19 protein-coding genes are annotated in these 19,295 nt (G+C 35.7%); 3 read left to right on the top strand and 16 right to left on the bottom strand.

Annotated elements, in window-relative coordinates; all coding sequences use genetic code 11:
• Window positions 1-60 precede the first annotated feature (60 nt).
• The gene (locus ACMHJ2_RS05750; protein WP_413512007.1) at window positions 61-2,442 is read left to right on the top strand and encodes a TonB-dependent receptor; all 2,382 of its coding nucleotides are present in this window, start codon (window positions 61-63) and stop codon (window positions 2,440-2,442) included.
• Between the two features lie 4 nt (window positions 2,443-2,446).
• Window positions 2,447-3,292, top strand: coding sequence for a DUF4249 family protein (locus tag ACMHJ2_RS05745; RefSeq protein WP_413512006.1), 846 nt, complete (start codon window positions 2,447-2,449; stop codon window positions 3,290-3,292).
• Window positions 3,293-3,393: 101 nt separating this feature from the next.
• Here the strand turns inward: ACMHJ2_RS05745 and recN are convergent, their stop codons facing one another.
• From recN to ACMHJ2_RS05695, 10 genes are all read right to left on the bottom strand, one after another.
• Window positions 3,394-5,049: a DNA repair protein RecN gene (recN, locus tag ACMHJ2_RS05740; RefSeq protein ID WP_413512005.1), complete on the bottom strand. Its 1,656-nt coding sequence runs from the start codon at window positions 5,047-5,049 to the stop codon at window positions 3,394-3,396.
• A 36-nt stretch (window positions 5,050-5,085) separates the two neighbouring features.
• Entirely contained in the window at window positions 5,086-5,976 is an 891-nt protein-coding gene (locus ACMHJ2_RS05735; RefSeq protein ID WP_413512004.1) for a DUF4835 family protein, read from the bottom strand.
• Window positions 5,969-7,180: a bifunctional phosphopantothenoylcysteine decarboxylase/phosphopantothenate--cysteine ligase CoaBC gene (gene coaBC / locus ACMHJ2_RS05730; RefSeq protein WP_413512003.1), complete on the bottom strand. Its 1,212-nt coding sequence runs from the start codon at window positions 7,178-7,180 to the stop codon at window positions 5,969-5,971. Before coaBC ends, ACMHJ2_RS05735 begins: the two co-directional genes overlap by 8 nt.
• Window positions 7,181-7,192: 12 nt before the next feature.
• On the bottom strand, window positions 7,193-7,510 hold the full coding sequence (locus ACMHJ2_RS05725) for a DNA-directed RNA polymerase subunit omega (protein ID WP_413512002.1): 318 nt from the start codon (window positions 7,508-7,510) through the stop codon (window positions 7,193-7,195).
• Window positions 7,511-7,522: 12 nt separating this feature from the next.
• Window positions 7,523-8,329, bottom strand: coding sequence for an outer membrane protein assembly factor BamD (locus ACMHJ2_RS05720; protein ID WP_413512001.1), 807 nt, complete (start codon window positions 8,327-8,329; stop codon window positions 7,523-7,525).
• Between the two features lie 341 nt (window positions 8,330-8,670).
• Entirely contained in the window at window positions 8,671-9,189 is a 519-nt protein-coding gene (locus ACMHJ2_RS05715; RefSeq protein WP_413512000.1) for a ferritin, read from the bottom strand.
• Between the two features lie 4 nt (window positions 9,190-9,193).
• The gene (gene dapA / locus ACMHJ2_RS05710) at window positions 9,194-10,078 is read right to left on the bottom strand and encodes a 4-hydroxy-tetrahydrodipicolinate synthase (protein WP_413511999.1); all 885 of its coding nucleotides are present in this window, start codon (window positions 10,076-10,078) and stop codon (window positions 9,194-9,196) included.
• Window positions 10,079-10,084: 6 nt separating this feature from the next.
• Complete coding sequence (locus tag ACMHJ2_RS05705) at window positions 10,085-10,597, bottom strand: DUF6913 domain-containing protein (RefSeq protein ID WP_413511998.1); 513 nt, start codon at window positions 10,595-10,597, stop codon at window positions 10,085-10,087.
• Between the two features lie 64 nt (window positions 10,598-10,661).
• On the bottom strand, window positions 10,662-12,665 hold the full coding sequence (ligA, locus tag ACMHJ2_RS05700; protein WP_413511997.1) for an NAD-dependent DNA ligase LigA: 2,004 nt from the start codon (window positions 12,663-12,665) through the stop codon (window positions 10,662-10,664).
• Window positions 12,666-12,674: 9 nt separating this feature from the next.
• Window positions 12,675-13,148 carry a DUF6495 family protein gene (locus ACMHJ2_RS05695; protein WP_413511996.1) on the bottom strand — a complete coding sequence of 158 codons (474 nt, stop codon included), beginning with the start codon at window positions 13,146-13,148 and terminating at the stop codon, window positions 12,675-12,677.
• Between the two features lie 158 nt (window positions 13,149-13,306).
• On the opposite strand from ACMHJ2_RS05695, the gene ACMHJ2_RS05690 reads away from it, so the two are divergent.
• The gene (locus tag ACMHJ2_RS05690; RefSeq protein WP_413511995.1) at window positions 13,307-13,777 is read left to right on the top strand and encodes a DinB family protein; all 471 of its coding nucleotides are present in this window, start codon (window positions 13,307-13,309) and stop codon (window positions 13,775-13,777) included.
• 33 nt (window positions 13,778-13,810) lie between these two features.
• On the opposite strand, the gene ACMHJ2_RS05685 is transcribed toward ACMHJ2_RS05690, so the two are convergent.
• The 6 genes from ACMHJ2_RS05685 to priA all read right to left on the bottom strand — a co-directional run bounded on the left by ACMHJ2_RS05685 (window position 13,811) and on the right by priA (window position 19,276).
• Window positions 13,811-14,770: a helix-turn-helix transcriptional regulator gene (locus tag ACMHJ2_RS05685; protein WP_413511994.1), complete on the bottom strand. Its 960-nt coding sequence runs from the start codon at window positions 14,768-14,770 to the stop codon at window positions 13,811-13,813.
• Between the two features lie 146 nt (window positions 14,771-14,916).
• Window positions 14,917-15,360, bottom strand: a complete 444-nt coding sequence (gene rplI / locus ACMHJ2_RS05680; protein ID WP_413512133.1) for a 50S ribosomal protein L9 — start codon at window positions 15,358-15,360, stop codon at window positions 14,917-14,919.
• Between the two features lie 62 nt (window positions 15,361-15,422).
• Window positions 15,423-15,719 (bottom strand): 30S ribosomal protein S18, encoded by a 297-nt coding sequence (gene rpsR / locus ACMHJ2_RS05675; RefSeq protein WP_002987043.1) that lies wholly within the window; start codon window positions 15,717-15,719, stop codon window positions 15,423-15,425.
• Between the two features lie 5 nt (window positions 15,720-15,724).
• A complete protein-coding gene (gene rpsF / locus ACMHJ2_RS05670; RefSeq protein ID WP_413511993.1) occupies window positions 15,725-16,066 on the bottom strand; it encodes a 30S ribosomal protein S6 in 342 nt (113 codons plus the stop codon).
• A 144-nt stretch (window positions 16,067-16,210) separates the two neighbouring features.
• Entirely contained in the window at window positions 16,211-16,789 is a 579-nt protein-coding gene (locus ACMHJ2_RS05665; protein ID WP_413511992.1) for a DUF4375 domain-containing protein, read from the bottom strand.
• A 36-nt stretch (window positions 16,790-16,825) separates the two neighbouring features.
• Complete coding sequence (priA, locus tag ACMHJ2_RS05660; RefSeq protein ID WP_413511991.1) at window positions 16,826-19,276, bottom strand: primosomal protein N'; 2,451 nt, start codon at window positions 19,274-19,276, stop codon at window positions 16,826-16,828.
• Between the last annotated feature and the right edge of the window lie 19 nt (window positions 19,277-19,295).

The following is a 19,295-nucleotide window of genomic DNA, read 5'->3' as shown; positions in this document are numbered from 1 at the left end:
TCTTAAATAATACTAAAACTTGGTTACTTTCGTGCTTAAATAAATTTATACTACTAAAAAATGCTACATTGTCAACTCCGAACTGTATTTCTTTCGTGTTTACTGTTCTTTATCTCTATGGGGATGAAAGGTCAGACGACCTATCTTTTACAAGGTACAATAAAAGACAATCATGAACCTTTAATTGGTGCAACCCTTTACATTGATGAAATCAACAATGGTGTGATTACCAATGAAAAAGGACAGTACTCAATAGAATTAAAAGAAGGAACCTATACCTTAAAAATATCCTATATTGGTTATACGGATAAATTCTCCAAAATCAATCTAACTAAAAACCAAAGCCTTGATTTTGTATTAAAAACGGATACCTCAGAGCTTTCTGAAGTAGTTATTGTACAGAATAAAAAGAAAGCTGACATTCGAAAACCAGAAATGAGTGTCAACAAACTGACTACAGAAGAAATAAAGAAGATGCCGGTTGTACTAGGGGAATCCGACATTTTAAAATCCATTCTTCAATTACCTGGTGTGACCAATGCAGGAGAAGGTGCGGCTGGATTTAATGTTCGCGGAGGAAGTGCAGGACAAAATTTGGTATTATTAGATAATGCTAGTGTTTATAGTTCTTCTCACCTTTTTGGTTTTTTCTCTGTTTTTAATTCAGATGCTATTCGCGATTTAAAACTGTATAAAGGAGGGATTCCCGCTCGTTTTGGGGGAAGAGCTTCTTCTGTTTTAGAGGTATTTCAAAAGGAAGGAAATAAGGAGGATTATACTTTTGAAGGTGGAATTGGCGTGATTTCCAGTCGTTTACTCGCACAAGGACCCATTCAAAAAGGAAAATCTTCTTTTTTAGTTGCTGGTCGTGGATCCTATGCCCATTTATTCATGAAATTATCAGAAGAAAAAAACTCGGCTTATTTCTATGATATCAATACAAAGTTTAGTTTTGATATCAATAAAAAGAATAAAATCAATTTTTCTGGGTATTACGGAAAGGATGTATTTAGTTTTACCGATCTAATGAAAAACAGCTTTGGCAACCTTGCTGCTACTTTAGAATGGCAAACTTTATACAACGATAATCTAACAGGAACCTTGTCCTTATCTACCAGCCACTATACCTATGATCTAGATTTGGACTTGGTTGGTTTCAATTGGGTTAATGGCATTAAAAGCACCCAATTAAAATACGATTTCTTACACGATATAAACCCTGCTTTACAGTTGCGCTATGGAGTTGGCCATACAGAATATATCTTTTATCCTGGAACGATCAAACCAACAAAGAGCGATTCCTCTATTAACTACAAGAAAATAGATAATAAATATGCTTCCGAAAGCAGTGTTTACGTTGAAGCAGAACAAAATTTTGGCCAACATATTAGCGTCAACTATGGGTTGCGTTTCTCTCACTTCAATGCTAAAGGCAAGGGAATCGAACATAGCTATGCCAACAATCAACCCGTAGAGTATGATCGACAATTAGGGGTATACAAAATGGCTGACATCTTAGAAACTACCTATTATAAGAAAAATAAATCGATTGAACAATTCAATAACCTCGAACCTCGAATTGGTATTGCTTATATCCTAAACGACAACCAATCCATCAAGGCGAGTTACAATAGAATGACCCAATACATTCACTTAATGTCAAACACATCGGCTCCTACACCTTTAGATATTTGGACACCTAGTGGCAAGTATACCGATCCAGAACTAGCAGATCAGGTAGCTTTAGGGTATTTCCAGAACTTTTCGGACGGGATGTACAGTTTAGAAACAGAAGTATTTTATAAAAAGGTAAAAAACAGCATCGATTACATCGATGGCGCACAATTAGTAGGAAATGAAGCTATTGAACGCGTTATCCTTAATGGAGAAGCGAGAGCCTATGGATTAGAAGTACTCTTCCGCAAAAACTTAGGTAAATTAACAGGATGGGTTGCTTATACTTTATCAAGAGCAGAACAACGCACACCAGGTAGAACTGCATTTGAACCGGGGATAAACAACGGAGATTGGTATAGAGCCTCGTATGACAAGCTACACGATTTATCGGTTACTGCTATCTATGAGTTAAACCCTAAATGGACCTTTGGCGCTAGTTTTACCCTACAATCAGGTCGTCCGATTACCTATCCCGAAGGACAATATGAATACTTAGGCTTACGCGTACCTAAATTTGGCGATCGTTACGCCAACAACATGCCTGCATATCACCATTTAGACGTATCGGCTACCTATACGCCAAATCCAAATTCAACGAAACGTTGGAAAGGCGAATGGGTATTTGGAATCTACAACTTATACAGTAGACACAATGCAGCTTCTATTTCATTCAGAGAAAATGAAGATATTCGAGGGAAAAATGAAGCTGAAAAAATGTCAATTTTCGGTTTAGTTCCAAGTGTAACCTACAATTTTAAATTCTAAGAAAATGAAAGCATTATCCTATTATATCCTCATTCTATTAACTGTATCTCTTGCTTCTTGTACCGAGATAATTGATATTGACTTACCAACTGCTGAACCAAGATTAGTGGTAGAAGCGAATATAGACTTTAATCGAATAGGAACAACAGACTCCGTCTTTGTGAAATTAACTCTCACAACGGATTATTTCAATCCGGTAATTCCCCCTGCAAACAAAGCAGTAGTATCGATTCAAGACAAACAAGGCAACCGTTTTATGTTCCAGGAATTAGCAGAAACGGGGATTTATTATTCAACAGAAATCAATAAACCGCTGGAGGGAGAAACGTTCAAATTAAATATTGAATATGATAACGATCTATATGAGGCGACAGAAACCTTTATCAATAGCCCTGAAATAGTAGAAATTACTCAAAGTAGAGAAAAGTACTTTGAAGACACCTATTATGTTTTGCGTATTTATTACCAAGATGTACCGAGAGCGAATCAAAATTTAAATTATTACTATCTCTACTATAACGAGCCAAGAAAAAGTCCTTCCCTATCCGTTTTATCTAATGAATTTTCGAAAGGAAACAGAATAGAATCTATGTTCATTGCGGATAAAGATATTCAACCAGGAGAAAAGGTAGACCTTGAATTGGGACAGATATCTAGAAACTATTTTGATTTTGCTCTGCGTTTATCGGATGCTATAAACAATGGTGGTGGTCCTTTTCAAGTACCTAGTGGAAAAATAGTAGGTAATGTTAAGAATCTAACCACGCCTAAAAAAGAGGCTTTAGGTTACTTCAGGGTTCTTGAAAAAGAAAAAGCAACTCATACTATTTTTGAACAACCCAAACCCTAATAAAAATAGGATTTAATTAAAAAAGGACGCTAAGAAAATTTCTTAACGTCCTTTTTTAGTTTGCAGTTAACCGTTCACTGTAAACTGTAAACCGTCCATAGTTAACTGTTCAACAACTCCTTCGCATGTTGCAAAGCTGATTCTGTAATATCTTTTCCCGAAAGCATTTGTGCAATTTCTTCTATGCGGTTAGCTTGATCTAATTGAATTAATTTTGAGGTTGTGGATTCCCCTTCCGAGGCTTTAAAAACCTTATAATGTTGGTGTCCTTTTGCGGCAATTTGAGGCAAATGAGTAATAGCAAAAACTTGCATTAAAATACTCATATCTTTCATGATTACCCCCATTTTATCGGCAACTTCACCCGAAACTCCGGTATCAATTTCATCAAAAACAATAGTTGGCAAATTAGAATAACGCGCTAAAATAGCCTTAATGGCTAACATAATACGCGATAATTCTCCACCAGAAGCTACCTTTTTAAGCAAGCCGTAATCCATCCCTTTATTCGCTGAAAACAACAATTGCATTTGATCTTTTCCATTATTTAGATAGTGATCTATGGTTTTAAAATCAAACTGAAAAACAGCATGAGGCATTCCTACTAAAGTCAATAATTCTTGCAATTGTTTTTGCAAAGCTGGAACTGCTTGCTGTCTTGCTTGAGAAAGTTGAAGCGCTAGTTGATCTAGCTTTACAATCAAGGTTTGTATCTTTTTTTCAACCTCTGCTATTTGCTCTTGAATTCCGGATACTTTAAAAACTTTATCACTTAAACCCATTTGAATAGCCAATAGCTCTTCAACCGTATTTACTTGATGCTTTTTTTGCAAGGCATACAAAATTTGTAAACGCTCATTTACAGCGATTAAACGCTCTGGATCAGAAATAACATGATCCATTTCGCGTTCTATCTCATTAGCTAAATCCGCTACTTCAATTTCAGCACTAACGACGCGATTGTAAAGCTCTTCATACTCTTTTGAAACCGTTGAAATTTTTAAAAGTGATTGTCGCAATTCTTTTAATCCTTGAATTACTCCCATTTGATCGACGGTAAGAATTTGAGTTGCAAGTGCAAAACTATCTCGTACATGCTCAACGTTATTCAATTTATCGAATTCACTTTCTAATTCTACTTGATTAATCGTTGTTAAATTAGCCCCTTCCAATTCTTCTAAAAGAAAGGCATTATAATCTTGTTCTTTAAGCAATTCAACTTCCTCGTCTTTTAATTGTTTGAGTTGCTGAATTGAAGTCTTATATATTTTTAAATGCTTTTGATACTCTTCTAAAATTTCTTCATTTTTAGCAATAGCATCAATTACCTTAATTTGATAGTTCTCTTCGTTTAATTCACTGGTCTGATGTTGAGAATGAATATCAATCAACACGGCACTTAACTCTTGTAATTCCGTTAAGTTTACAGGTGAATCATTGACAAAAGCTCTCGATTTTCCAGAAGGTAAGATTTCTCTTCGAATGATTGTAACGGGTTCATAGTCCATATCCAAGAAAGAATACAATTCTTCCAATTTATAAGGATCTACATTAAAGTGTCCTTCAATCACGCATTTTTCTTCCTTATTTTTAAGGGATCCCAAATCCGCACGCTTCCCTTGTAATAAGCCTAATGCGCCTAAAACAATGGATTTTCCAGCACCCGTTTCACCCGTAATAATAGAAAAACCTTTAAAAAACTCTATTTCTAAATGATCTATTAAAGCGAAATTTTTAATACTCAAAGACGTAAGCATACCCCGAAAATTTTATATTCTACAAATGAAAGATACTTATAAATTATTCCACTTAGAAGCATTTAAGGGAGATACTGTTTGAAGTATTTCAACCACACGCTTCTTATTTTGATCTGTAATACCTGTGTATAAGTTAACTAACTCTTCTGTTTTAGCATCAAAAAACGTGCGTATTAACAAAGAATTCGAACGCACAGCATTATATTGTTTTAATTCACCCAGACCTTTATAAATGCCATCACGACCACTTTCTAGCCCTTCACTCATGGTATCTAGTCCTAAGCGATGATAGGTATACAAAGCTTCGCGAAAGGGTCTGCTAGCCCCAGAGGAAAGATCATTAATTAGGACGTAACGCGTATTCGTTCCATCTCCTTGTTTCCATCCTTTTGCGCCAGATTGCTGTGCCATAGAAGCAATTAGGGAAGCTTCTTGATAATAAGCATTTCCCCCATCTTTGACAAAAGTATCACTATCCATACCTAAGATGGTATGTACATAAAAAGAAACCAACGAAATAAGATTTGATTCATACGTACCTGAGCTATATCTCAAAGGTTCAAATTCGGTATAAGAAAAAGCAATATCCTTGTCATTAAAATTTAATACAGGACTTGTATAAGTTGTATTGAAAATAGGCCGACTATATTGAACTTGCAACGTACCCGATACATTGGTATTATTATCAAAAGAAGTTACCGTTAATAAAAAATTACAATCGATCTTCTCATTGGTATTAAACCGTTGAGAGGTCCATGTTGTTTGATTTAATAATTCTTTTAAAGACTTTTCTAAGGTGCGAAAATAGTTTTGATGTGTATTCCCTACTTGTGCGAAATTCACACTCACATTCGCGTTTAATTCTTGTGCCTGACAAGTGCCTATCCACAGAAAAAAACAAGCGAAAAGTCCAAAAAGTTTATTCATACTGTTGAATTATTTTATTGACGATATCTTTAGCAACCTCCTCTTTCGATTTTAGTTCCATTGGTTCTACCTTAAATTCTTTATCTATAAAGGTAACTTTATTCGTGGGTTTTCCAAAACCTGCTCCCGTATCATTTAGTGAATTTAGCACAATTAAGTCTAAATTTTTCTTTCTAATCTTCTGTTTTGCATGTTCAATCTCATTTTCAGTTTCCAAAGCAAAACCCACCATAAATTGATGCGTTTTTTTTGCACCTAAAGAAGCTAAGATATCTGGATTTTTATCCATCACAATACTAAACTCTTCTTCATTTTTCTTTATTTTTTGCGCTGCTACATTTTTAGGCCGATAATCGGCCACTGCTGCTGCGGCAACGACGGCATCTACTTCTTCAAAGTACTGATGACAGGCTTGATACATTTCTAAAGCAGACTGAATCGCAATAACTTTAACGTGTGGGTGGTCTATTTTTTGATTGGTTGGTCCACTAACTAAAATAACCTCTCCGCCTTGATTGGCGACTGCTTTAGCGATATCATACCCCATTTTTCCTGAAGAGTGATTACCAATAAAACGCACGGGATCAATAGGTTCGTATGTAGGACCTGCAGTAATTAAAACTTTTCTACCTTGAAGGGGTAAAATATCTGTATTTGCGAATGCATCTTGTAAAACCGAAACAATAGTTTCTGGTTCTGCCATTCTTCCTTTTCCAATCAATCCGCTTGCTAACTCTCCTTCTTCAGCAGGAATGATTACGTGCTTATACGAAGCTAAAGTAGCCAGATTTTTTTCTGTTGAGGGATGAACATACATGTCCAAGTCCATAGCAGGTGCTATATAAACGGGACATTTAGCTGACATGTATACGGCTAAAAGTAGGTTATCACATAATCCGTGCGCCATTTTAGCCAACGTATTAGCGGTTGCAGGAGCAATAAGCATTACATCTGCCCAAAGTGCTAATTCCACGTGATTATTCCATGTTCCTCCTTCTTTAGCATTAAAAAACTCCGTATACACGGGTTTTTTTGATAAAGTAGATAAGGTAAAAGGGGTGATAAATTGATGAGAAGCAGGTGTCTGGATTACTTGAACCTCGGCACCTGCTTTACAAAGTAAACGCACTAAAGCTGCCGTTTTATAAGCGGCAATTCCACCAGTTATACCCAGTAATATCTTTTTCCCGCTTAACACTGACATCTTGTAGTTTTGTTATTTGTTAACTTGTTTGTATGAAATTTTCCCATCCAACCATTCTTCAACTGCTAATGCTTGTGCTTTAGGCAATTTTTCATAGAATTTAGAAACTTCAATTTGTTCTTTATTTTCAAAAACTTCATCTAAACTATCATTATTAGTAGCGAACTCTTCTAACTTATCGATCAATTCGTTTTTAATTTCAACGTTGATTTGACTTGCTCTCTTTGCGATAATAGTAATAGCTTCATAGATATTACCAGTTGGCTCTTCAATTTTACTTTTGTTGTAAGTAATTGTGTTTACTGGAGCAGTTGTTTTCTTTAAATCCATTTTACGCTTAGGTTATTTTGAAATTTTTTGTAATTCTGTATTTATTTCCGCAAGCATTTTATCTGCTTGTGGCTTGTATTGTGTTTCACTGTTAAAACGAATCAATGCATCATACATTCCTTTTGCATTATTCAAACGTTCTTCTAGTCTACTATACACACTATTCATAGCTAATTTATAAGCTGAATCCAATTTATAATATAGCGCTTCTTCTTTATACTGTGTTCCTGGAAAATCGTATATAAAATTATCCAAAGCTACAATTGCAGCCCCGTAATTTCTTGTATATGCACCTATTGTGTTTAACTGTTTGGCATTTTCAAACGTTTTCTTTTCTATTTTTCTATTCATCTCGCTCATAATCTGATTGGCTTCAAAAATAAAATTAGAGCCTGGATATTGATCGATAAACTTTTGCAATTTGCCTATAGTTGTTTGAGTGATGGTTTGATCCAAAGAATAAACAGGAGATAATTCTACCCCACATTTAATTTCTTTCAACAAAGCCTCTTCTCTTTTCTCATCTCTTGGATATGTAGCTGCGAATAATTTGAATCGCTCAGCCGCAAGCATATAATCCTTGGTTAAGTACGTTGCTTCCGCAAAATTAAAATACATCCCCTCATACCCAGGTCGACCTCTAAAAGAAGTCTCTACTTGTTCATATAATCGGATAGCTTTTCTATACTTCTGTTGTTCATAATATTGATTTGCAACGTCTTTTTTAAGTTCCAAATCTTCTGATTTCATAGCTTTTTGCAAAGGAGAACATCCTACAAAAGTTAGTGCTAAAAGAGATAATCCGATGTATTTTTTCATTTTTTTTATTCGGTATTAAACAATCACGTGCTTGAGTAATAGTACTTCAAAAGCAACTGCAAATTTAGTTATATAATTGCATTATACAAAAACCTTTCTTTACTAAAAAGAAAAAAAGCTCTTTTTTGTTTTATTTTAACAAGATAGAGGGTTAGTATTCCAACCTCTTTAAACGTAAGACCTTGTGATTTGTCAACCAGTCTTTCCAATATTCTTATTTATCGATGGAGAGATACCCTATGGTAAACGTTCCATTTTTCTTTATATTTCATTTACAAATCAATCCACAGCAAAAAAAGATGCTCCTACAAGCATCTTTTTAGTACTATTATTTTTAAAAATTAAGCTGTAGTTGCTGCTGTACCTGCATCTCCTCTAAAGCTTTTCATATCATTATCGAATAAATAAAGGCCTCCTTTATCATCTCCGATAAGATTGATTTTATCTAAGATTGTACGTGCGGTAGCTTCTTCTTCAATTTGCTCAGATACATACCACTGTAAGAAATTATGCGTTGCATAATCGCGTTCTTCCAGGGCAATATGCACTAAGTCATTGATGCTTTTTGATACAAATACTTCGTGTGCAAAAAGTTGAGTAAAAAGCGTTTTGAATGAAGCATAATCTAATTCTGGTTTTGCTACTGCCGGTATAGTTGCTTCTCCTCCTCTTTGATTGATATACTTGATTAATTTAAGCATATGAACGCGCTCTTCATTGGATTGATCATACATAAAAGAAGCAATTCCTTCAAAACCTTGAACTTCTGCCCAAGTTGCCATCGCTAAATAAATTTGGGATGAATCTCCTTCAATTTTAATCTGTCCGTTTAAAGCATCTTGCAATTTTTTCGATAACATAGTTTTATTTTTTGAGTTTATTAAATTCGTTTTCTATTCGTTGTTCTAAATCTTGATCTACAGTAACCAAAGGCAAACGCAATTGATTTTCAATCACACCTGCATGTGCCAACATCGCTTTAATTCCCGCTGGATTTCCTTGTTCAAAAATTAAATCAATACTAGGCATCATTTGATATTGCAGTTCAAAGGCTTCTTTTATTTTTCCTTCCAATCCCAAGCGGATCATCGTTGAAAATGGTTGAGGAATCCCCTGTCCAATAACTGAAATAACGCCCGCTCCTCCTGCTAATACTAAAGGTAAAGCAATGGCATCATCACCCGAAATAACCAGAAAATCTTTTCGTGTCGTTTGTCTAATCAACTCCATCCCTTGCACCATATTTCCGGCAGCCTCTTTAATTCCAACAATAGTTGGAAACTCATTGGCTAAACGAATTACTGTTTCGGGATTCATGTTGCTACCTGTACGTCCAGGTACATTGTACAACAAGATAGGTAAGCTACTTTTTTGAGCAATCGCTTTAAAATGTTGATAGATTCCTTCTTGAGTTGGTTTATTGTAATAGGGAGATACAGACAAAATAGCATCAAACCCTGCTAAATTAGAGGGAGCTAGTTCTTCAATAACTTGGGCTGTATAATTTCCTCCAACACCTAAAACCAGAGGTAATCTCCCAGCATTCGCTTGTTTTACGGTCTGTTTTACTACTTCTTTTTCTTCTTTAGTTAAAGTAGCTGCTTCCCCAGTTGTTCCTAAAACAACTAGATATTCTACACCTCCTTTGGTCACGTACTCTACCAAGTTTTGTAGTGCCGCAATATCCACAGACTGATCTTTTTTAAATGGAGTTATCAAAGCAACTCCTGTTCCTTTTAGCGATTGCATATTCTTTTACTTCGTTTTAAAAATAGTTATATAATTCATCAAATGTTTAACATATGCCCTTGCATCAAGCGCTGGAATATCTAAACTAAAGTGATTTATTTTGGGGGTAACTGCTGCTATTCCAACCTTAAATTTCGCTTTTGATTTTGTACTTATCCATAGTAAAGGTACGCTATCTTTTGCATAAAAATTAATCAATAGATCAAAAGGTTTTTCAATAAAGTCTTGTACTCCTTGGTTGTGAATATCTCCACCTAACGTAAAGTCCTTCATACTAAACGAAGCCTCATTCAGTTGTTTAGGCTTGGTTAATCCAGTGTAAACTAAAACATTAATTTGATCTGTTGCTACTCCTTGTTGCTGCAGTTCTTGAATAATTTCATCCACCTTTGACACCTCACTCTTCTCAATCAAAATACCAATTGTCTTAAGCGTAAAGTCAAAATCCAAAGCTAACCCTTTTACTGTGGCTTTATTAATCTCTTTTTTTAATGTTTTCTTTTTGAAAGTACTAAACATATTTATTTGATAAGAAGTAAAGTTAGAAAAAGCTTAATAATTTTCTAACTACTTTAACAACAAATTATTTAATCATCGCTAAAAAGGCATCTTCTGTCAAAATAGTCACACCTAGCTTCGTTGCTTTTTCTAATTTAGAAGGCCCCATTTTATCTCCCGCTACGACATAGTCCGTTTTTGACGTGATTGAACTGCCGTTTTTCCCGCCGTGATCTTCGATCATTTGTTTGAGTTCATCTCGACTTACTTGGGTAAAAACACCAGAAACGACTACTGTTTTTCCTTGTAAAAGATCAGAAACAACCGTTGATTCTTTTTCCTCCAACACCAGTTGTACCCCATATTCCTTCAGTCTTTGAATCGTTTGTTTATTGATATCATTACTAAAGAAATCAATGACACTTTGGGCAATGCGTTCCCCAATTTCATCTACGGTAATCATTTCCACTAAGGGAGCTACAGCTAATGCGTCAATAGACTTATAGTGATTGGCTAATTTTTTAGCCACGGTTTCTCCAACATAGCGAATCCCTAATCCATAGAGCACTCTTTCAAATGGAATCGATTTAGAAGCTTCAATCCCATTAATTAAATTATCTGCGGATTTTTCAGCCATGCGCTCTAAAGGCAAGACGTCTTCTTTTTTGAGTTCATATAAATCGGCATAGTCTTTTATCAAGCCATTTTTATACAACAACGTTACCGTTTCCTCTCCTAAACCTTCAATATCCATGGCTTTTCGAGAAATATAATGCTGAATACGCCCCACTATTTGCGGCGGACATCCATATACATTCGGGCAATAGTGTTGCGCTTCTCCTCTGTTACGTTTCAAAGGGGTATCGCATTCTGGACAAGTAGTGATATACACGGTCGGTTGAGATTCTAAAGCGCGAACAGCTGTATTTACCCCTACAATTTTAGGAATAATCTCTCCTCCTTTTTCCACATAAACAGAATCCCCCACGCGAACATCGAGCTTTGCAATTTGATCTGCATTGTGTAAAGAAGCACGTCGAACTGTAGTTCCAGCTAATTGAACGGGAGCTAAATTTGCTACAGGGGTAATTGCTCCTGTCCGTCCTACTTGATATACGATAGATTCTAATAGCGTTTCCCCTTGTTCTGCTTTAAATTTATACGCAATCGCCCAACGGGGAGATTTTGATGTAAACCCCAATTCATCCTGATAATGGAGTGAATTCACTTTTACAACTACACCATCCGTTTCGTAGGGCAATGTATGACGATGTGTATCCCAATAGGTTATAAATTCCAAAACTTCATCTAAACTTTTAGCTATTTTGGAAATAGCGGGAACTTTAAATCCCCATTGGCGTGCTTTTTCCAATCCTTCGTACTGGGTTTCAAATCCCAAATCCGAACCGATTAGGTTGTACAACAAGCACTCCAAAGGACGTTTAGCTACTTCTGCGCTATCTTGTAACTTTAAGCTTCCTGAGGCTGTATTTCTAGGATTAGCATACGGTGCCTCTCCAATTTCAATCAATTCCTGATTCATGCGCTCAAATCCAGCAAAAGGCAAGATAATCTCCCCTCGAATATCAAAGCTTTTGGGATAATCCGTCCCTTTTAATCGAATGGGAACGGATTTTATTGTTTTTATATTATTCGTTACATCATCTCCTTGAATTCCATCTCCACGTGTAACGGCTCGTACTAATTCTCCATTTTCATAGGTAATACTTATAGAAGCACCGTCGTATTTTAACTCGCACGTATACTCCACTGGAACATCTCCCAACAGCTTTTGAATTCGCTTTTCCCAATCCAAAAGATCTTCTTGAGAATAGGAATTATCCAACGAATACATTCGATTGCGATGCACAATGGTTTCAAAGTTTTTAGTCACTACTCCACCCACGCGTTGCGTAGGGGAATCCACAGAAAAAAACGCGGGATATTTAGCTTCTAAAACCTCTAATTCCTTTAATTTTTGATCAAATTCAAAATCAGAAATGGCAGCATTATCCAACACATAATAGTTGTAATTATGTTCGTTTAACTCCCTCCTAAGGGCCTCTATTTTTTGTTCAATTTCTGTCATTCTATCTGCTTACAAATTCAACATCTCTTTAAATTGCGTGTACAACACACCCTCACTTAAAATTGCACCTTGACGGATGATTTCAAAAATCTCCGTATTGCGATCTGCCCCAAAATCCTTTCCTCCGTGTTTTACTTCTACATCCGCTGTAAAAACAGCTTCAGACAACCACTTTAATCCCTCTTGCGTCAAGAAATCAATATCTTGTTGCAGGGATTTTATAACAATAGTATTGATGTATTTTTCATCAAACCCAAATAAGAAGATATGATTTTTCGAATAATGTTCCAGATATTGGGCTTTAGTCAAGACACCCTCCCATATCAAATCTGAAAAAACATCTAACTCTTGTTCGGCAACTTCAGGCTTTTCTTCTTTTAACTTATCCCATTCCTTTTTATCGATTTGCTGTGCAGCTAAAAATTTCACAAACTCTGGATGTAACTCCTCAAATTGTTCTTTTGTCAGACGAGAATATTTCATAATGCTTTATTTGAAGTACAAAAATACTAATTATAAAATAGATTTTTTTCGTTTCAGCGGTTAAGCCTAGTAAAAAAATTAAAGTAAAAACCTACTGCCACACAGTTGTCAATCCTCTCTCTTACATTTGCCGTATATCATTCAAAAATATACAACAAATGAAAACAGAAATTTTATTAAAACAGGATTTATTAGCGTATTGGCAAGGACAAAGAAGACTAACTAGACGCGTGATAGACGCATTTCCAGAAGGAGATTTATTCAACTTTACAATTGGCGGTATGCGTCCCTTTTCGGCCATGTGTGCCGAGATAATTGCCATTGCGGTTCCCTCTTTACGCTCTTTCACCTCAGGAAAGGCAGAAAAATTAGATGAGATGTCCAAATTCACATCTAAAGAAGAACTTTTAAAACAATGGGATGAAGATACCGAAAACATCAATACTTTATTTCCTCAACTTTCAGAAGCCCAATTTCAACAAAACTTCGTTCTATTTGGAGAATATGATTTAAGAATTCAACAGCATATTTTTTATTTCATTGACAATGAAATTCACCACCGTGGACAAGCGTATGTTTACTTACGAGCACTAGGCATTGAACCTCCTTATTTCTGGGAAACGTTTTAATAAAAAAGTCCTTTCAATTGATTGAAAGGACTTTTATTTTTTTTGGTGTTTTGCTAAACTATTTCTTAAGAGCAATTCTACCTTTTCGCGCAATTCTTCAGGTTCAATGATTTCTGCTTGATCGGCAAACATCAAGAACCAACGGGGAAATCCATTGTCAAAATCTTTCATTTTGAAATACATTTCAACCTGTTCACCTCTATCAATCTCTTCAACAAAACCGTAATACTGCCGATCCCAAACCAAATAAGAAGCTATTTTTTTTGTAATCAAAATGCGAACCTCTACGTTTCGCTCCACCACTTTAGTAGGCAGATAGGTTTCTAAATCACCATGGGCAAGAGCAAAAGGGACCTTGAGTAATTGAATAGCCTGAATGCGATCAGATCTAAATTGTCGATGGGATTGACGCAAATGGCAATACGCCATAAAATACCAAAAACTATTTTCGTGAAATACACCTATTGGCTCTACAATACGAGTAACTGCTACGGTATCTGCACTATTTAGGTATCGGATTTCTACTTGTTGTTTAAGTGAAATACTTTTAAACAAAGTGGCTAAAGCAGATGGTACTTTTTGATTAAAGAGGGTCTTATCCGAGCGTATAACAACTGAAGGTACAATACCCGATACTTCGGCTTTTTGAGACGAACGCAAAACGGCTTTCATTTTAAATAAGGCCGAGCTAAAGTTCTCGCGGAGTTCTTGATCTACATATACCTGCATAATCTTTTCGGCCGCAACAAAACTCAAGGCTTCTTCACTTGTAAACAACGTAGGCGGAATTTTATACCCATCCACCAAAGAATACCCCACCCCTGCTTCACTGTAAATAGGCACCCCTGCTTGCTCCAAAGAGCGAATATCTCTGTAGATGGTGCGCAAACTAACCTCAAATCGATTGGCCAGCTCTTGAGCAGTTACAATAGGTTTGGCTTGCAAGTGAATAAATATACTTACAATCCGATCAAATCTTTTTTTTATATCCATACCTTGAATAAATAATGCGCAATGAATACTTTTTTAAGAAACAATAGCGCGAGCTGTATTTCGCATACGAAAAAAAGCCTCCCTAAATTAGGAAGGCTTTTCGTAAGTTTATCTTTAGAGTAAACAAGAAATCTTGTTTTACTAAATTATGCTTGTTCAGCGATTACTTCGTAATCAACCTCAACAATTACGTCACGGTGTAAACGTACTGTTGCAGAATATTTACCTAAACGTTTGATAACACCTGAAGTGATAAATTTCTTATCAATTGATTGTCCGTTTTTAGCAAATACTTCAGCTAAATCTTGGTTAGTAACTGATCCAAACAATTTCTCTCCACCCGCTTTAACCGTGATTTTGATTTCAATTGCTCTTAATGCATCAGCAACAACTTTAGCATCAGCGATTACTTTCGCTTCTTTGTGCGCTCTTTGCTTTAAGTTTTCAGCTAATACTTTCTTTGCAGAAGGTGTAGCTAAAACTGCAAGTCCTTGAGGAATTAAGTAGTTACGTCCGTATCCTGGTTTTACAGTTACTACGTCATCTTTAAATCCTAATTTTTGAACGTCTTGTTTTAAAATGATTTCCATGTTGATGTCCTTTAATAAGAAGTTAGGTTTCAAAATTGAAAACCAACAACTTGTATTTTATATTATTTTAATAAATCCGCTACGTATGGCATTAAAGCTAAGTGACGCGCTCTTTTTACCGCTACAGAAACTTTTCTTTGGTATTTTAAAGAAGTTCCAGTTAAACGGCGAGGTAAAATTTTACCTTGCTCATTTACGAATTTTAATAAGAAATCAGCATCTTTATAATCGATGTATTTGATTCCAGATTTTTTGAAACGACAATACTTTTTAGTTTTGTTTGTTTCTATATTTAAAGGCGTTAGATATCTGATATCTCCGTCTTTTTTTCCTTTTGCAGATTGCTCAATAGTTGACATAGTAATTAAGCTTTTTTAGATTTTAATTTTTCTCTTCTTCTCTCAGCCCAAGATACAGCGTGTTTATCTAAAGCAACAGTTAAGAAACGCATAATTCTTTCGTCACGTCTAAATTCTGTTTCAAGATTGATAAGTATATCTCCAGTAACTTTGTACTCAAATAAGTGATAAAAACCACTTTTTTTGTTTTGGATTTCGTAAGCTAATTTTTTTAAGCCCCAATCCTCTTTAGCTACCATTTCAGCTCCTCTTGAAGTAAGAAATTCCTCGAATTTCTGTACTGTTTCCTTTACCTGAGTTTCAGATAAAACGGGATTCAAGATGAAAACAGTTTCGTATTGATTCATAAATATAAAATTTATTTTGTTATAAAATTGAGTGCAAAAATAGTACTTTACTTATCATCTACCAAAGTTTTTTTAGTTTATTTTCAAATATCCAAATATACCTTGTTCACTTACTCCAATTTCTCTATTTAGCTGCACTTTAGCCTAGTCTCTTTCTATTTTTTTATCCAATAGCTCTTCGGCATAGTCATACATTTCATCCGTCGATAAAACCAATAAATCGGGATGTGTTTTTAACCAAGTTGCATTTAAATCAATTAAATCTTCTTTTAAGGTAAAGAAACTATCGTTATTTAAAAGATCTCGTATTGGATTTGCTCCGAAATAATCACTTTCAATAAAAGCTTCCAAAACAACCTCATCCATTGCTTCTAAAACTTCTACTTGTTTTTGCAACAACGCCAGGTGCTCTGTAGAACCCATTTTTTTTAAACCGTCGATAATCCAATCGATTACCTCAAAGTCCGCTCCTGTATTGTAAACAAATTGAGAAAAGTTTCCATTTTCGTATTGCGATAAATAATAATCTACATAGTAGCTCAAAAAAGCATCATGTGGAATCAGCTCATCTACCTTGTCCTCCGCCTCATCTTCCTCCTCTTCATTGTCATCAGCTGCTTCTTCTCGTATTAAATTGACAAATAAAATATTTGAATAAATTACATCGTACTTATCTTCACTTTGCATCGATTCTGATGACACAACAATTTTAGGTTGATTCATTTTTATTTTTTTAAATTTTACAAAAAGCTAGTTTTTCTAATAAAAATCCACATTTGCAACTACATGCACCGAACGATAAGCGCCAATTGACTCAAAACTTTTTAGCATTCGCCTTACTTGTCCTTTGGTCTGATTCAAGGGTACTTGTTGCGGAATCTTAAGTAGGATGACGCGGATATATTGATTTCTAATTCTATTAATCCCAGGTTCTTCGGGTCCTAACACAGGAACTCCCAGCTGTCCTTTTAAGTTGTTGTACAACCAAAAAGAAGCTTCTTTTAATTTTTCAAATTCACGGTGCTTTAACGTCAAGCGAATTAAGCGATAAAAAGGAGGGTATTGAAAGTTATGCCGTTCATACATCTGCTCTTTATACATGGATTTATAATCGTAATTCGTTACTTGCTGAATGATATTGTGATAGGGATTAAAGGTTTGAATAATCACTTTTCCCTTTTTGTCAAATCGTCCTGAACGCCCTGCTATTTGTGTTATCATCTGAAAAGCGCGTTCATGAGCTCGAAAATCAGGGTGGTATAAACTATTGTCGGCATTCATAATTCCAACTAAGTTTACATTCTCAAAATCAAATCCTTTGGCTAACATTTGTGTGCCTACTAAAATATCAATTTGCTTGTTTTCAAACGCTTCAATTAATTTTTCATAGGCGTACTTCCCTCGAGTTGTATCTTGATCCATACGCGCAATTCGCTTAGTTGGAAATAACTCTTGCAACTCCTCTTCTACTTGTTCCGTACCAAACCCTTTGGTATTTAAATCAACACTATGGCATCTAACACATTGTTTAGGCATAGGCAACGTATATCCACAATAGTGACAACGCAGTTCGTTTTTGTATTTGTGATACGTCAAACTCACATCACAATGCGGACACTCTGGAACCGCACCGCAGGTCATACATTCGACTACTGGAGAGAATCCTCTTCTATTTTGAAAGAGAATCACTTGTTCTTCCAAAGACAACGCTTGATTTATTTCATCCACCAGTTGATCTGAAAAATGGCCAGTCATTTGCTTTCGCTTGTACTTTTCTTTGATATCCACCAAAACAATATCAGGCAACAATACATTGGTATATCGCTTCGTTAGCTCCACCAAGCCATATTTGCCTTGGGTAGCGTTGTAATAACTTTCTAAACTTGGTGTCGCAGATCCCAGTAACACTTTCGTTTTGTGTTGCATCGCTAAAACAATAGCAGCATCGCGTCCATGATAGCGGGGTGCGGGATCCTGTTGCTTATAGTTCCCGTCATGTTCCTCATCAATCACAACCAAACGCAAATCTTGAAAAGGTAGAAAAACAGATAATCGCGTTCCGATAATAACTTTTGCTTTTTCGGATTGTTGCAACACCTGATTCCAAACTTCCAAACGTTCATTATGGGAATATCTCGAATGATAAACCGCTACTTGATTGCCAAAATAAGCCGTTAAACGCTGAACTAATTGGGTACTAATCCCTACTTCAGGCAAAAGGAATAATACTTGCCCTTCCTGAGCTAAATATTTTTCAATTAATTTAATATAAACTTCCGTCTTTCCAGAGGCCGTTACCCCATGTAAGAGCACCACTTCTTTTTCTTTGAATTGCTGCTCAATTTCCCACAGCGCTTTACTTTGGTCATCGGTCAATTGAATAGTATCTGAAGTTGCCTCATTGAAAACAACCCGATCATGGTTGATATAATACGATTCAAAAATTTCTTTTTCTATTAAAGCATTAACTATAGCTTGACTCGCCTGTCCTTCCTCCATCAGTTGTTTTACACTAATTGGTTTTTTCTGCGTCGCTTGTAACTGAAAGTATTTTAAAATTAATTCGCGTTGTTTGGTCGCCCGATTAACTAATTCCATCAATTTCGTCAAGCCATCTTCTTGTGTGTAGGCTTCCCCTAGACGCACATAGCGAATCTGCTTGGGTTTATACTTCTCAATCATTTCTTCTTGCAACAAAATAAGCCCTTTAGACAGTAAACTATTAAGCACAGGAAAAACTTTTTTGCGATTGAGAATCGCGATAACCTCATCAATTTTTAAGATGGATTGGATTTGCATCGCTTCATACAAGAGGTATTCTGCATCGTCTAAATCAGCTGAATTTACTAAAACCTTATCATTCCATTGAATAATTGTTTCACTTTCCAGCAGTAAACGAGAAGGCATGGCGCCTTTGTAAACCTCTCCAATCGTGCACATGTAATATTCAGCCAACCACTTCCAAAACTTAATTTGATCGGGGGTAACTACAGGTTCGACGTCGATAATTTCATGAATTTCTTTTGCTTCATAGATGGAAGGCTGACGATGGTGTTTTTCAACCACTAAGGCGGTGTATACTTTATTGCGTCCAAAAGGGACAGCTACACGCATACCAATTTGAATAAAATCAAATTCGATTTCATTAATTCGATAAGTAAATGTTGGATCTAAAGCTAAAGGTACAATTACCTCAACAAAATAATACATGCTAGGATTGATTAATCAC

Origin of the sequence: Myroides odoratus, assembly GCF_965118575.1 — a bacterium.
Lineage (GTDB): Bacteria > Bacteroidota > Bacteroidia > Flavobacteriales > Flavobacteriaceae > Flavobacterium > Flavobacterium odoratum_B.
This window is presented reverse-complemented; position numbering and strand designations above follow the sequence as displayed.